We start from the raw sequence: 13,604 nt of genomic DNA, 5'->3' as shown, positions 1-13,604 counted from the left end.
GGGGGCGGGGCGGCGGTCAGCCCGGAAGGGCGGCGTGCGGATCGTCGAGGATGGGCTGCCAGGCGAGCTCGGCGGCGCCGACGAGACTGTTGTGGTCCAGGGTGCAGGGCAGGATGGCGGCGTTGCTGTCCTTGCCCCACAGACTGTGGTCGCGGACGGCGGCTCGCAGCCGGGCGGGGTCGGCCTCCAGCAGCCAGCGGTGCAGCCCGCCCAGGATGATGCGGTCGGGGTTGAGGATGTTGACGAGGCCGGCCAGCCCCTGACCGAGGCGGTCGGCGACGGCGTGGGTGGCGGCGCGCACGGCCGGGTCGGTGGCGTACTCGGTGCGGATCAGGTCGCGGGCCTGATCGAGCAGCGAGCCCTCGGGCCCCGGGGGCCGCCCGGCGGCGTCCAGGAGGGCGAGGGGATCGGTCTCCACGTCGAGGCAGCCCCGGCTGCCGCACTGGCAGGGCCGCCCGGCGGGATCGACGGTGAGGTGCCCGACCTCCAGGGCGAGCCCGGCGCTGCCGGTGTGCAGCCGCCCGTCCAGGACGAGGGCCCCGCCCACGCCGCGGTGCCCGGTGGCGACGCAAAGCAGATGGCGGGCGCCGTGCCCGGCGCCGTGGCGGTGCTCGGCGAGGGCTCCGAGGTTGACGTCGTTGCCGCAGTGGCCCCGGGTGGTGAATCCGGCGTCGGCCAGGCAGCGGTTGAAGATGTCGCGGACGGGGGCCCCGGCGGGCCAGGCGAGATGCAGCGGCCCGCGGGCGGTGCCCTCGGGCTCTGCGACGGCGGAGGGGACGGCGAGTCCGGCCCCGACGCAGCGGCGCCCGCTGGCGGCCAGGAGTTCGGCACCGGCGGCGACGAGTTCGCCGATGACCTGGGCGGGGTCGGCGTCCACCGTCTGGCAGGCGGGGGTGGTGGCGACGATGCCGCCGCCCAGCGCGACGAGAGCGGCGCGGTAGCCGTCGGCGTGCACCTGGGCGGCGAGCACGACGGGGCCGTCATCGGCGATGGACAGCCGGTGGGAGGGGCGGCCCTGGGCGCCCGCCGGGGCGCCGGGGCGGGCGTCCACGGTGATCAGCCCGAGGGTCTGGAGCTCGGCCGCGACGGCGCCCGCCGTGGCACGGGTGACGCCGAGTTCGGTGGTGAGGACGGCGCGGGTGGGAGCCCGTCCGGTGTGGACGAGCTGAAGGGCGGGGCCGAGCGCGTTGCGGCCGCGTTCCAGCCTTGTACGAGAGCGGGTCACGTCCCTATTCTGACTTTGTGCCTTCGATGAACAAATTCAGGGCCGGGTCGGAACGGGGAAACCGCCGGGCCGGCGGCGGTCGGAGGACGGTCGATCCGGCGCTGCGTCAACTGCGGTACGCGCTGACGGCGTTCTTCGCCGTGGACGGTTTCGTGTTCGCCGGCTGGGTGGTGCGCATCCCGGCGGTGAAGGAGCAGACGGGGGCGTCGGCCAGCGCGCTGGGGCTGGCGCTGCTGGGCGTCTCGGTGGGCGCGGTCGTGACGATGACGCTGACGGGGCGGTTGTGTCAGCGGCTGGGCAACCATCCGGTGACGGTGGGCGCGGCGCTGCTGCTGTCGGCGAGTGTGGCGCTGCCGGCGCACGCGCATTCGGCCGTGGTGCTGGGGGCGGTGCTGCTGCTGTTCGGGGCCGGGTTCGGCGGCATGAACGTGGCGGCCAACAGCGCGGCGGTCGATCTGGTCGCGGCACTGGGGCGGCCCGTGATGCCCTCCTTCCACGCGGCGTTCTCACTGGGCGGGATGGTGGGCGCGGGGGCCGGCGGACTGGTGGCCGGGTCGCTGTCGGCGGCCTGGCATCTGTCGGCGCTGGCGCTGATCGGCGTACTGGTGGCGGTGGTGGCCGGACGCGCGCTGCTGGCCCATCCGGCGCCGCGCGCCCCCGGGCCGGAGCCGGAACCCGCGGCCGGGAGCGCGCCGCGGGCCGGCTCGGCGGGCCCGGTGGGGTGGCTGGTCGTGGTGCTCGGGGTGGTGGCGGCGTGCACGGCGTACGGGGAGGGCGCGCTGGCGGACTGGAGCGCGCTGCACCTGCGCGAGACGCTGCTGGCGAGCGAGGGCCTGGCGGCGGCCGGATACACCGTGTTCGCGCTGGCGATGACGGTGGGACGGCTGTCGGGCACCTGGCTGCTGCTGCGACTGGGGCAGACCCGGGCGATGGTGGCCGGCGGTTCGGTGGCCGCGGCGGGGATGCTGCTGGCCTCGCTCGCGCCCTCGGTGTGGCCGGCGCTGCTGGGATTCGTGGTGACGGGTCTGGGTCTGGCGAACATCTTCCCGGTGGCGATCGGTCAGGCCGGGACGCTGGCCGGGCCGCGCGGCGTGGCGGCGGCCTCGACGGTCGGGTACGGGGGAATGCTGCTGGGGCCGGTGGCGATCGGTTTCCTGGCCGACTGGTTCTCCCTGGCGACGGCCCTGACCTCGGTGGCGCTGCTGTCGGCGGCCGCCGCCGCCATCGCGTACGGAATGCGCGGGTCGGCCCAGGCCGTCTCCTGAAAGACGCACCCGAAACGGAAGGGGCCGGGCGAGCGGCACGCGGCGTGGCCGAACGCACGGAGCCGTGACAACCCCGCCCCGGCAGGGGCCCCTGAGTCGCCGCGTCCACGCCGTACGGGGTGCCACCGGCTCGCCGTGAACCCCGCACGGTGTGGGCGCCGTTACTCCTTGCGCGACTTCTCGTCGGCGGGCGTGGCTCCCTCGTCGGCGGGGGTCGCGGCGGGGTCGGTGCGGTCCAGCGCGGCCAGGGCGCGGCGGGCGGCCGGGTGATTGCGCACGATCCCGGCCAGGGTGGTGGATCCGCGGGTGATCTGGGCGAAGGCGTTCCAGGCGGGACGGAAGCCGATGAGCGCGGTGTGCAGCAGCCGGTGACGCGGGCCGAATATGCCGATCATGCGGCGGCCCACGCCCATTTCGGCGCCCAGACCCGACTTGATGGCGAACGTGTAGTTGAGCGCCTGGCGGCGCGCGTCGACGGCGTCCCCCGCGTCGGCGATCCGCACCGCCCACTGGCCGGCCAGCCGGCCGGAGCGCAGCGCGAAGGAGATGCCCTCCCGGGTCCACGGCTCCAGCAGCCCCGCCGCGTCACCGCACACCAGCACGCGCCCCCGGGAGAGCGGTGAGTCCTCGTCCCGGCAACGGGTCAGGTGGCCCGAGGAGATGGCCGGCTCGAAGCCGGACAGGCCGAGCCGGGTCGTGAAGTCCTCCAGATAACGACGGGTGGCCGCGCCGTCGCCACGGGCGGAGATGACGCCCACGGTGAGGGTGTCGCCCTTGGGGAAGACCCAGCCGTAGGAGCCGGGCAGCGGGCCCCAGTCGATCAGGGCACGGCCGGCCCAGTCGGCGGCGACCTCGGGCGGGACCGGGATCTCGGCCTCCAGGCCGAGATCGACCCGGTCCAGACGGACGCCGACGTGCGCCCCTATCCGGCTGGCGCTGCCGTCCGCGCCGACGACGGCGCGGGCCAGGATCGTCTCCCCGCCGCTGAGCACGACGGCGACGGTGCGCCGGTCGGGCACGGCCGGGCCGTGCTGTTCGACGCGCGAGACCGAGGCCCTGGTACGCAGCCGGGCACCGGCGCGGACCGCGGCGTCGACCAGGCGCTGGTCGAACTCGGCGCGGTTGACGAGGCCGAAGAGCATCCGCTTGGAGCGTCGGGTGCGGGAGAGTTTGCCGTTCAGGGAGAAGGTCACGGCGTGGACGCGTTCGCGCAGGGGCAGTTCGAAGCCGGGTGGCAGCGCATCGCGGGAGGGGCCGATGATGCCGCCGCCACAGGTTTTGTAGCGGGGCAGTTCGGCTTTCTCCAGAAGCAGGACCCGCCGCCCGGCCTCGGCGGCGGCACGCGCGGCGGAGGCGCCACCGGGGCCCGCTCCGACGACGACGACGTCCCACACCACTGTGTTCTCGGCTCCGCTCTCGCTGCTCACGCTGTTCGCTGCTCCCGCTGCCCGTCCGTTCCGTCCTCGCGTGGGCATCCTACGGTCCCGGGTCGGCGGCGGTTCGCTGTGGGATGATCGGCTGTCATTCCCGGTCAGGTACGCGGCCCGGGCGTGCCCGGGGTTGGTGCGCGGGTGGCGGCACGCAGCTCAAGGAGCCTTTCATGCAGCATTCTTCTCCGCACTCCGGTCCGCACACCGCGATCGCCGCGTCGGTGGCCGCGATGATGCCCGCGGCGCGCGAGGAACTGGCGCGGCTGGTGGCGTTCCGGTCGGTCGCCGATCCGGAACAGTTCCCGCCGAGCGAGTGCCAGGCGGCGGCGCGGTGGGTCGCGGACGCGCTGCGCGGCGAGGGGTTCACCGATGTGCGGCTGCTGGACACCCCGGACGGCACCCAGTCCGTGTACGGACTGCTGCCCGGTCCGCAGGGCGCGCCGACCGTGTTGCTCTACGCGCATTACGACGTGCAGCCGCCGCTGGACGAGGACGCGTGGACCTCGCCGCCGTTCACGCTGACGGAGCGCGCCGGGCGCTGGTACGGGCGGGGGGCTGCCGACTGCAAGGGCGGGGTGCTGATGCACCTGCTGGCGCTGCGGGCACTGCGGGCCGCCGGTGGGGTGCCGGTGACGGTGAAGGTGATCGTGGAGGGTTCCGAGGAGCAGGGCACCGGGGGCCTTGAGCGATACGCGGAGCAGCACCCGGAGTTGCTGACGGCGGACACCATCGTGATCGGGGACAGCGGGAACGTACGGGCGGGGCAGCCGACGGTGACGGCGGTGCTGCGCGGGATGGCGATGGTGCGGGTGCGGGTGGACACCCTGGAGGGGAATCTGCACTCGGGAGCGTTCGGCGGGGCGGCGCCCGACGCGCTGGCGGCGCTGATCCGGATACTGGACTCGCTGCGGACCGCGGATGGTTCGACCTCGGTGGACGGCCTGGACTCCTCGGGAGTGTGGCCGGGCACGCCGTACGCGGACGAGGCCTTCCGGGAGGACGCCGCGGTGCTGGAGGGCGTGGAGCTGATCGGCTCCGGAACGGTGGCGGACCGGCTGTGGGCGCGGCCCGCGGTGACGGTGCTGGGCATCGACTGCCCGCCGGTGGTGGGCGCGACGCCGTCGGTGCAGGCGAGCGCGGGGGCGCTGGTGAGCCTGCGGGTGCCGCCGGGGGTGGACGCGGGTGACGCGGCCCGGCTGCTGGCGGACCATCTGCGGGCGCGCGCGCCGTGGGGCGCGCGGGTGAGTGTGGACCCGGCGGGTGAGGGCCAGGGGTTCCTGGCGGACACCACCTCCCCGGCGTACACGGCCATGGCCGACGCGATGCGGGCGGCGTACGAGGGCGCCGAGATGGCGGTGGTGGGGCAGGGCGGCTCGATCCCGCTGACGGCCACGCTGGCGGGGCTGTACCCGGAGGCGGAGATCCTGCTGATCGGGCTGAGCGACGCGGCCGCGCGGATCCACGCGGTGGACGAGAGCGTGGACCCGCGGGAGCTGGAGCGGATGGCGGTGGCCGAGGCGCTGTTCGTCCTGGGGTACGCGGACCAGCGGGCGGAGGCCCCGCGGGCGTAACGATTCCGCGCCGTCGCCGGGCCGGTCAGCGCTGCTGCTGGGTCCGGCGGCGGTACAGGAGGACGCCGCCGGTGAGGGCGGCCGCGGTGAGGCCGGCGCCGGTGAGCAGGACGGGTGTGAGGTCCCGCTGGGAGCCGCCGGTGCCGGCCTGGGAGCCCAGGGTGGGCAGGGTGGTGGAGTCGGCGGTGGGGGTGGCGGCGCCCTCCTTGCCCGCTGCCGCCGTCGCCGTGCCGGCGGCAGCGGCGGCAGTCGCGGCGGGGGTGGGCGTGGCCGCGGCGGCGACGGTGCTGTTGATGGTGAGGGTGGTACGGCCGCTCTGGGTGCCGCAGGTGAAGGTGACGTCGAAGGTGCTGCCGGGGCGGGCGGCCGGGTTGACGGTGGTGCGGGCGCTCTGGGTCTGCCCCGGGGTGCCGAGGCTGATCCGGTCGAAGACGCCGGACTCGGCGAACGCCTCGGCGCCGGTGCAGCCGGTGGCGGTGAGGGTGACGGTGCCGCCGGGCTGGACGGTCTGCGGGGAGAGGTTGAAGGCGAAGGAGTCGCTGTCCTGGGCGGGGGCTGCGGCGGTCAGGGCTATGCCGGTGAGCGCGGTGACGGCGAGGGTGGTCAGGGCGGTCATGAGGGCTCCTCGTCCGGGATGACGGTGTGGCGGGTGTTGCTGGTGGGGTGGGAGGGGCGGTTCGGCTCCGTGTGCTGGGTGACGTTAGGCGCGGTGGGTGGTGTCCGGCCACGCGGACGCGGTGAACGGGTCACCGGATGCGGCCACCCGGGTCAGTGGACGGCCGTCAGGGTGGCGTACACGACGACGTTGCCGGTGTAGCCGGTCTCCGGGTGGTAGCTGCCGCCGCAGGTGAGGACCCGCAGTTCGGGCTGCCCGGTGTCCGCGTAGACCCGTTCGGGGAGCCGGTCCTTGTCGTACACGGCGATGTCGTACACGGTGAAGCCGAGGGTGCTGCCGTCCTCGCGTGTGACGGTGATGGTCTCGCCGGTGCCGAGGGCACCCAGGGAGTAGAAGACGGCGGGCCCTTCGGCGGTGTCGACGTGTCCGGTGAGGACGGCGGTGCCCCGGGCGCCGGGGGCGGGCGCGTCCGTGAACCAGCCGGCGAGGTGCCCGGCGTCGGAGGGCGGGGCCTGGAGCCAGCCCTCGGGGTCCAGGCCGACCGGGGTCAGGGCGGCGTCGACGCCGATCGCGGGGATGCCGACGCGGGTGGGGGCGACGGAGGGCTGGGGCGGGTGGGCGGTGCCCGCGCCGGCGGCCGTGCCCGGGGCGGAGGGCTGGGGCGGGCCGCCGGCGCCGGTGGCCTGGTGCATCAGCTGGAGGCCGAGGACCAGGGCGCAGCCGAGGCCGGCGGCGGCCAGGCGGGTGCCCCAGCTGTCGCGGTCGGGGGGCCGGTGGGTCGATATGTGCATGGCGGTTCACCGTTGGTGGGGGTCTCCCCCGGTATGGGGCCGTCAGTCACACGTTAGGGCGCGATCACCCTGGGGGCACCTCCCGGCCGAACGCTGGGGGGTGCGCGATTCGGCGGGCGTCAGCCGCCGACGGGGACGCCGGCCTCCAGGTTGAGGGGGCGGCCCCGGGTACGGGCGTGCAGGGCCCAGCGCAGCCGGTCGAAGCGGTTCGGGGAGAGCAGGGTTTGTGCCTCGTCCTCGGTGGTGAAGCGCCAGGCGCGCAGTTCGTCGGCGGGCAGCCGGATGGCGCGGATCTGGTCGGGGGTCAGCCGGCGGCCGTCGAAGAGCAGCCGCAGCCCGCCGGGGCGCGGGGGGCGCGGCGGCTCCCAGTCGACGATGAGGAGGTCGGGCCGGGGGGGCAGGCTGAGGCCGAGTTCTTCGGCGACCTCGCGCACGGCGGCCCGGGCGGGGGGCTCGCCCGCCTCGACGATGCCGCCGGGGAACTCCCAGCCGGGCTTGTAGGTGGGGTCAACCAGGAGCACCCGGTCGTGGTCGTCGAACAGGAGCATGCCGGCGGCGAGGGTCTCGGTGCGCGGCGGCGGGGTCTGCACGATGGGGCAGGCGCCCTGGTCGAGGCTGATGGCCTCGGCGATGGCCTCGGCGGTGCGGCGCGGGGTGTGTCCGTGGGTGTCGATGGTGTGCGCGTCGTGGGTGAGCCAGGGCAGTGCGGCGCTGTAGTGGGGCAGTTGGGCGAGGCCGTGCCGGCGGGCCGCGTCGTCGTCGGTGGTGGCGCGACCGTCGATCCGCACACGCAGGAACGTTTCTTCAAGGTGCAGCAGGAAGTGCCGCACCGCGATCCCCCGGGTGGCCAGACCACCGAAGATCTCGTCCCGGTGCTCCTGCCGCAGCAGGGTCATCGGGACGATGAGCGGACCGGGGATCTCGGACAGCAGAGCGGCGGCGGTGTCCACCACCAGTCTGCGCCAGGACGGCAGTTCACTCACGTCGTCCACCTCGGCCAGGCGCTCCTTGGGGAGCGTGGCGCGCAGGCTGGCGCCGACCAGTTCGGGTTCGTAGAGCCGGCTGCCCGGCAGCAGGTCGATCAGCTCCCGTGCGGCCGTGGTCTTGCCGGCACCGAATGCGCCGTTCAGCCAGATGATCACGGATCCCCCTCCTTTTTCGCCCGTGAGTCAGTTGCCCGCTTGTCCCGGTGTCAAAAACGTGTCCGCGCCGCGGCGGCAGACGGCTGCGGCCCCCACCAGGCCCGCGTCGGTGCCCAGTTGGGCCGGGAGCACCTCGATGCCCCGGACGTACGGCAAGGTGGCGTACGTGTGAAGCGCCTCGCGCAGCGGGGTGAACAGCACCTCGCCGGCCTGGCTGACGCCACCGCCGACGACGACCACGTCCAGTTCGACGAGGGTCGCGGTGGCGGCGATGCCGGCCGCCAGGGCCCGCGCCGAGCGGGCGAAGGCCGCCCGGGCCACGGGGTGCCCGGTGCGGGCGTCGGCGGCTACGGCGGCGGCGGTGGGTTCGGCCCCGGCCGGCGGGTGCCAGCCCGCCGCGGTGGCCCAGCGGGCGATGTTGGTGCCGCTGGCGATGCGCTCCACGCAGCCCCGGCCGCCGCACGGGCAGGCATCACCGTCGAGGTCGACGCTGATGTGCCCGATGTGGCCCGCGTTCCCGGTGGGGCCGGGGTGCAGGGTGCCGTCCAGGATCAGCCCGCCGCCCACGCCGGTGGAGACCACCATGCACAGGGCGTTGTCGTGATCGCGGGCGGCGCCGCGCCAGTGCTCGCCGGCGGCGATGGCGTTGCCGTCGCCGAGCAGGGTGACCGGCAGGGCGCCGGTGGTCGCCCGGACCCCGGCCACCAGCGGGAAGTCGCGCCAGGCGGGGATGTTGACGGGGCTGACGGTGCCGGTACGGGCGTCCACGGGGCCCGCGCTGCCGATGCCGATGGCACCTACCCGCCGCCAGCGCTCGTCCGCCATCAGGGGGGTGAGCGTGCCGGTGACGGCGGCCAGCACCCGCTCCGCGCCCTCCCGGGCGGGGGTGGGCCGCTGGGCGCGGGCCAGCAGGGTGCCGTCGCCGTCCACGAGGGCGGCCGCGACTTTGGTGCCGCCGATGTCCACGGCTGCGACAAGATCCAGGTCCATGAGGGGGAAGCCTGTCCGGAACGGGGCGGGTTGTCCAGAGCGGTCAGCCGGGTGGGGCCGCCAGGGTGCGCAGCGCGTCGGGGCCGGCCCCGGTGGCGGCGGTGACCTCGGCGCCGTCCAGCGCCCCGCAGTGCAGCCCGCGCAGCAGGAAAGCGGCCAGCGCGCGGGCGGTGGCGGGTTCGTCGAGCACGGTGCGCTCGCCGTTGCCCGTGCCGCTGAGATAGGCGGCCAGCCGGCGGGCGGCGCCGGGCAGGCCCTGGCGGTAGAAGGTGTAGACGGCGGCGTAGCGGGTGGGCAGGTGGCCGGGGTGCATGTCCCAGCCCTGGTAGTAGGCGCGGGCCAGGGACCGCCGGACGAGGGCGTGGTGGTGGCGCCATGCCTGGTGCACCTGAGCGGTGTCCCCGGTGGGCAGGAGATTGGTGGAGCCGTCGGACAGGCGCACGCCGGTGCCGGCCGCGGCGGCCTGCATCACGGCCTTGGCGTGGTCGGCGGCGGGGTGGTCCGGGGCCTGGTGGGCGGCGCTGACGGAGCAGGCGGCGCTGTAGTCGAAGGTGCCGTAGTGCAGGGCCGCGACCCGGGTGGGGGCCGCGGCGATCAGCCGGGCGACGGTGGCGCGGCCGTCGGCGCCGAGGATGGCCTGGGTGGTCTCGATCTGGACCTCGAAGGTGAGGCGGTTCGCCGGCAGTCCGGTGGCGGTCTCGAAGGCTTCGCACAGCCGGGCCATGGCGGTGATCTGGTCGGGGTGGGAGACCTTGGGGAGGGTCAGGCGCAGTTCCCCGGGCAGCGGACCGTCCTCCAGCAGGGCGCTGAGGAAGAGGTCGAAGGTGCGGATCGCCCGCTCGCGTACGGGGGCTTCCAGGCTCTTGAAGCGGATGCCGATGCCAGGTGGGGCGAGGCCCCGGCGACGGGCGGTGGCGATGTGGGCGGCGGCACGCAGGACGTCCGCGTCCTCCTCGGCATCGGGTCGGCGGCCGTAGCCGTCCTCGAAGTCGATGCGGAGGTCCTCGACGGGCTCCCTGGTGAGCTTGGCGCGGACCCGGCGGTGGATCTCGCCGGCGAGGTCCTCGGGCAGGCCGAGGACGGCGGCCAGGGCGGCGGGGTCGGGGGCGTGGGTGTCCAGCAGGGCGAGGGCGGCGATGCCCCATTCCCGGGCGGTGTCCGGCGCGAAGCGGTCGGCGGGTACGTAGACGGTGTGCACCGGTTGCCGGGTGGCGGCCTCGCCGGGGTAGTGGCGGGCCAGATGGGCGTCGACGCCGGCGAGGGAGACGTCGATGGCGCGGCGGGTGGCGTCGGGGATGCTGGTACGGGCCTGTCGCTGATCCACCGGCGGCTCCTCGGCCCGTCCGTTCAACAGTTCGTTGAACGAAGCTAACCGGCGCGCGGGGGAAAGACAACGGCGCCCGCCGCACGGCGGGCGCCGTTGTCCTGGACCGGGTGCGTGGCCCCCGGGGGCGGCCGGGTCAGCCCTTGCGGGCCTTGATCTCCTCGGTCAGCTTGGGCAGGACCTCGAAGAGGTCGCCGACCACGCCGTAGTCGACCAGCTCGAAGATCGGGGCCTCGGCGTCCTTGTTGACGGCGACGATCGTCTTGGAGGTCTGCATGCCGGCCCGGTGCTGGATCGCCCCGGAGATGCCCGCCGCGACGTACAGCTGCGGGGACACGCTCTTGCCGGTCTGGCCGACCTGGTGCGAGTGCGGGTACCAGCCGGCGTCGACGGCGGCGCGGGAGGCGCCGACGGCGGCACCGAGGGAGTCGGCGAGGGCCTCGATGACGGCGAAGTTCTCGGCGCCGCCGACGCCGCGTCCGCCGGAGACCACGATGGCCGCCTCGGTCAGCTCGGGCCGGCCGGTGGACTCGCGCGCGGTGCGGGAGGTGACCTTGGTGCCGGTGGCGGCGTCACCGAAGGTGACGGTGAGCGGCTCGGCGGTGCCGGCGGCCGGGGCGGCCTCGGGCGTGGCGGAGTTGGGCTTGACCGTGATGATCGGCGTGCCCTGGGTGACGCGGGAGGTGGTGGTGTAGGCGGCGGCGAAGACCGACTGGGTGGCCACCGGCCCCTGGTCGTCGGTGCTCAGGTCCACGGCGTCGGTGATGATGCCGGAGTCCAGCCGCACCGCGAGCCGGGCGGCGATCTCCTTGCCCTCGGCGGAGGAGGGCAGCAGGACGGCGGCCGGGCGCACCGCGTCGTGGGCGGCCTGGAGGGCGTCCACCTTGGGCACGATCGCGTAGTCGGCGAACTCGGGGGCGTCGGCGGTCAGGATGCGGACGGCGCCGTGCTCGGCGAGGACGCCCGCGGCGGCGTCGGCCCCGGCGCCCAGGAAGACGGCGACCGGGTCACCGAGGCGGCGGGCGAGGGTGAGCAGTTCGAGGGTGGGCTTGCGGACGGCGCCGTCGAGGTGGTCGACATGGACGAGGACTTCAGCCATGGTGATGTCTCCTGCGGAAGGTGCGTGCGGCGGACGAGGGGCGGACGGCGGTCAGATGAACTTCTGGCCGGCGAGGAAGCCCGCCAGCTGCCCGGCGCCCTCGCCCTCGTCGGTGACGATCTCGCCCGCGGTGCGCGCCGGGCGCTCGGTGGCGGAGATGACCTCGGTACGGGATCCGGCCAGGCCCACCCGCTCGGCGTCCAGGTCGAGGTCCTCCAGGTCCAGGGCTTCCACCGGCTTCTTCTTGGCGGCCATGATGCCCTTGAAGGAGGGGTAGCGGGCCTCGCCGGACTGGTCGGTGACGGAGACGACGGCGGGCAGCTGGGCGCTCAGCCGCTCGGTGGCGGCGTCGCCGTCACGGCGCCCGGTGACGGTGCCGCCGGCGACGGTCAGCTCGGACAGCAGCGTCGCCTGGGGGACGGAGAGCCGCTCGGCGAGCATGGCCGGCAGCACACCCATGGCGCCGTCGGTGGAGGCCATGCCGCACACGACGAGGTCGTAGCCGATGTGCTCGATGGCCTTGGCCAGGACGAGGGAGGTGCCCAGCGCGTCGGTGCCGTGCAGGTCGTCGTCCTCGACGTGGACGGCCTTGTCGGCGCCCATGGACAGCGCCTTGCGCAGCGCGTCGGCGGCGTCCTCGGGGCCGACCGTGAGCACGGTGATCTCGGCCTCCTCGCCGGCCTCGCGGGCGCTCTCGGCGATCTGGAGGGCCTGTTCGACGGCGTACTCGTCGAGTTCGGACAGCAGGCCGTCGACGTCGTCGCGGTCCAGTGTCCAGTCCTCGGCGAAGTGCCGGTCACCGGTGGCGTCGGGCACGTACTTCACACAGACAACGATCCTCAGGCTCACGCCGGCTCCTCTGATCACCCGGTTGTTACTGGTCAGTAAACCCAGCCTATATGCCGCCATCAAGCATGCCGCAATGTGACCTGCGCTACGCGTCGGTGGGAGCGTCGGCCGGGTCGCGGACCGCTTCGCCCAGCGCGGCGATGACGTCGGCCTTGCGGGGCATCCCGGCCGCGCGGCGCACGGTGCGCCCGGCTGCATCCAGGACCAGTACGGTGGGGGTGGCGGTGATCCGCAGGGCGCGCACCGTCTCCAGGTGGGCCTCGGCGTCGATCTCCACGTGCCGGACACCGGGGACCATGGCGGCGACCTGCGCGAGAACGCGCCGGGTGGCCGCGCAGGGCCGGCAGAAGGCGCTGGAGAAGTGCACCAGGGTGGCCCGCTCCCCCAGCGGACCCGCGACGCCGAGTACGGCGGGGGTCAGCGGCTGCTCACGGCGCCCGCTCCCGGTCATCGTCACTCTCCGTCCGCCCCGGTCGGTTTCCCGGGCTAGCCAATCACACCGGAATCGGGGCACTATCTGCGGATGCCGGAAGTTACGGCAGCGTAGGTTGTGCGCGGTCACCACGACCGCACGAATGAAGGGTCCCGCATGGCAGAGCTTGTCTATCCGCCGGTCGTCGCCGCCGCCAAGACGCTGTTCAAGGCGCTCGATCTGCGTCTGGACATCGCCGGCAGCGAGCATGTGCCGACGTCCGGTGGTGCCGTGCTGGTCAGTAACCACATCGGGTACCTGGACTTCGTCTTCGCCGGGTTCGCGGCCAGGCCGTCCAAGCGGCTGGTGCGGTTCATGGCGAAGGACTCGGTGTTCAAGCACAAGATCTCCGGACCGCTGATGCGCGGCATGAAGCACATACCGGTGGACCGCAAGCAGGGCGAGCACGCGTTCCAGCACGCGCTGGAGGCGCTGCGCGGCGGGGAGATCGTCGGAGTGTTCCCCGAGGCGACGATCTCGCCCTCGTTCACGCTGAAGAAGTTCAAGTCGGGCGCGGTGCGGATGGCGCAGGAGGCCCAGGTGCCGGTGCTGCCGGTCGCCCTGTGGGGCACCCAGCGGGTGTGGACCAAGGGCCGCAAGCGGGACCTGCGCCGCCGCCACTACCCGATCACCATCCGGATCGGCGAGCCGATGACCGCCGATCCGGCCGAGTCGGCGGTGGCGCTGACCGAGCGGCTGCGCGAGCGGATGCAGGGGCTGCTGGAGGCGGCCCAGGCCGCGTACCCCGAGGGGCCGCGCGGTCCTGAGGACACCTGGTGGCTGCCGGCGCACCTGGGCGGCACGGCACCGGAGCCGCGGCAGGCGTGACA

At 74.6% G+C, this 13,604-nt stretch carries 13 protein-coding genes; 3 read left to right on the top strand and 10 right to left on the bottom strand.

Annotated elements, in window-relative coordinates; genetic code table 11:
• Positions 1 to 16 precede the first annotated feature (16 nt).
• Positions 17 to 1,225: an ROK family protein gene (locus SXIM_RS25650; protein ID WP_030731951.1), complete on the bottom strand. Its 1,209-nt coding sequence runs from the start codon at positions 1,223 to 1,225 to the stop codon at positions 17 to 19.
• Positions 1,226 to 1,242: 17 nt separating this feature from the next.
• On the opposite strand from SXIM_RS25650, the gene SXIM_RS25645 reads away from it, so the two are divergent.
• Complete coding sequence (locus tag SXIM_RS25645; RefSeq protein WP_046725224.1) at positions 1,243 to 2,490, top strand: MFS transporter; 1,248 nt, start codon at positions 1,243 to 1,245, stop codon at positions 2,488 to 2,490.
• Positions 2,491 to 2,651: 161 nt separating this feature from the next.
• Here SXIM_RS25645 and SXIM_RS25640 read toward each other — a convergent pair whose 3' ends face one another.
• Positions 2,652 to 3,917, bottom strand: a complete 1,266-nt coding sequence (locus SXIM_RS25640) for a geranylgeranyl reductase family protein (RefSeq protein WP_043177300.1) — start codon at positions 3,915 to 3,917, stop codon at positions 2,652 to 2,654.
• A 173-nt stretch (positions 3,918 to 4,090) separates the two neighbouring features.
• Between SXIM_RS25640 and SXIM_RS25635 the strand changes: the two genes are divergently transcribed.
• On the top strand, positions 4,091 to 5,491 hold the full coding sequence (locus SXIM_RS25635; RefSeq protein ID WP_046725222.1) for a dipeptidase: 1,401 nt from the start codon (positions 4,091 to 4,093) through the stop codon (positions 5,489 to 5,491).
• A gap of 25 nt (positions 5,492 to 5,516) precedes the next feature.
• Here SXIM_RS25635 and SXIM_RS25630 read toward each other — a convergent pair whose 3' ends face one another.
• The 8 genes from SXIM_RS25630 to SXIM_RS25595 all read right to left on the bottom strand — a co-directional run bounded on the left by SXIM_RS25630 (position 5,517) and on the right by SXIM_RS25595 (position 12,753).
• Positions 5,517 to 6,107 (bottom strand): hypothetical protein, encoded by a 591-nt coding sequence (locus tag SXIM_RS25630; RefSeq protein WP_046725221.1) that lies wholly within the window; start codon positions 6,105 to 6,107, stop codon positions 5,517 to 5,519.
• A 152-nt stretch (positions 6,108 to 6,259) separates the two neighbouring features.
• Positions 6,260 to 6,898 (bottom strand): class F sortase, encoded by a 639-nt coding sequence (locus tag SXIM_RS25625; RefSeq protein ID WP_030731937.1) that lies wholly within the window; start codon positions 6,896 to 6,898, stop codon positions 6,260 to 6,262.
• Between the two features lie 119 nt (positions 6,899 to 7,017).
• Positions 7,018 to 8,040, bottom strand: coding sequence for an NUDIX hydrolase (locus SXIM_RS25620; protein WP_030731934.1), 1,023 nt, complete (start codon positions 8,038 to 8,040; stop codon positions 7,018 to 7,020).
• Positions 8,041 to 8,067: 27 nt separating this feature from the next.
• Positions 8,068 to 9,030: an ROK family protein gene (locus tag SXIM_RS25615; RefSeq protein ID WP_043177297.1), complete on the bottom strand. Its 963-nt coding sequence runs from the start codon at positions 9,028 to 9,030 to the stop codon at positions 8,068 to 8,070.
• A gap of 43 nt (positions 9,031 to 9,073) precedes the next feature.
• Complete coding sequence (locus SXIM_RS25610) at positions 9,074 to 10,354, bottom strand: DUF6986 family protein (protein WP_046725220.1); 1,281 nt, start codon at positions 10,352 to 10,354, stop codon at positions 9,074 to 9,076.
• Between the two features lie 136 nt (positions 10,355 to 10,490).
• Positions 10,491 to 11,453, bottom strand: a complete 963-nt coding sequence (locus tag SXIM_RS25605) for an electron transfer flavoprotein subunit alpha/FixB family protein (protein ID WP_030731920.1) — start codon at positions 11,451 to 11,453, stop codon at positions 10,491 to 10,493.
• Between the two features lie 51 nt (positions 11,454 to 11,504).
• Entirely contained in the window at positions 11,505 to 12,302 is a 798-nt protein-coding gene (locus SXIM_RS25600; protein ID WP_046725219.1) for an electron transfer flavoprotein subunit beta/FixA family protein, read from the bottom strand.
• A gap of 85 nt (positions 12,303 to 12,387) precedes the next feature.
• On the bottom strand, positions 12,388 to 12,753 hold the full coding sequence (locus tag SXIM_RS25595; RefSeq protein ID WP_030731914.1) for a thioredoxin family protein: 366 nt from the start codon (positions 12,751 to 12,753) through the stop codon (positions 12,388 to 12,390).
• Between the two features lie 138 nt (positions 12,754 to 12,891).
• Between SXIM_RS25595 and SXIM_RS25590 the strand changes: the two genes are divergently transcribed.
• Complete coding sequence (locus tag SXIM_RS25590; protein ID WP_046725218.1) at positions 12,892 to 13,602, top strand: lysophospholipid acyltransferase family protein; 711 nt, start codon at positions 12,892 to 12,894, stop codon at positions 13,600 to 13,602.
• The last annotated feature ends 2 nt before the right edge of the window (positions 13,603 to 13,604 follow it).

Origin of the sequence: Streptomyces xiamenensis (assembly GCF_000993785.3) — a bacterium.
GTDB classification, from domain to species: Bacteria; Actinomycetota; Actinomycetes; order Streptomycetales; family Streptomycetaceae; genus Streptomyces; species Streptomyces xiamenensis.
This window is presented reverse-complemented; position numbering and strand designations above follow the sequence as displayed.

What these genes read in the sequence shown, in the direction of transcription:
- SXIM_RS25615 (WP_043177297.1), bottom strand. Translation starts at nt 9,030, where the DNA reads ATGGACCTGGATCTTGTCGCAGCCGTGGACATCGGCGGCACCAAAGTC.
- SXIM_RS25590 (WP_046725218.1), top strand. Translation starts at nt 12,892, where the DNA reads ATGGCAGAGCTTGTCTATCCGCCGGTCGTCGCCGCCGCCAAGACGCTG.
- SXIM_RS25605 (WP_030731920.1), bottom strand. Translation starts at nt 11,453, where the DNA reads ATGGCTGAAGTCCTCGTCCATGTCGACCACCTCGACGGCGCCGTCCGC.
- SXIM_RS25630 (WP_046725221.1), bottom strand. Translation starts at nt 6,107, where the DNA reads ATGACCGCCCTGACCACCCTCGCCGTCACCGCGCTCACCGGCATAGCC.
- SXIM_RS25595 (WP_030731914.1), bottom strand. Translation starts at nt 12,753, where the DNA reads ATGACCGGGAGCGGGCGCCGTGAGCAGCCGCTGACCCCCGCCGTACTC.
- SXIM_RS25625 (WP_030731937.1), bottom strand. Translation starts at nt 6,898, where the DNA reads ATGCACATATCGACCCACCGGCCCCCCGACCGCGACAGCTGGGGCACC.
- SXIM_RS25635 (WP_046725222.1), top strand. Translation starts at nt 4,091, where the DNA reads ATGCAGCATTCTTCTCCGCACTCCGGTCCGCACACCGCGATCGCCGCG.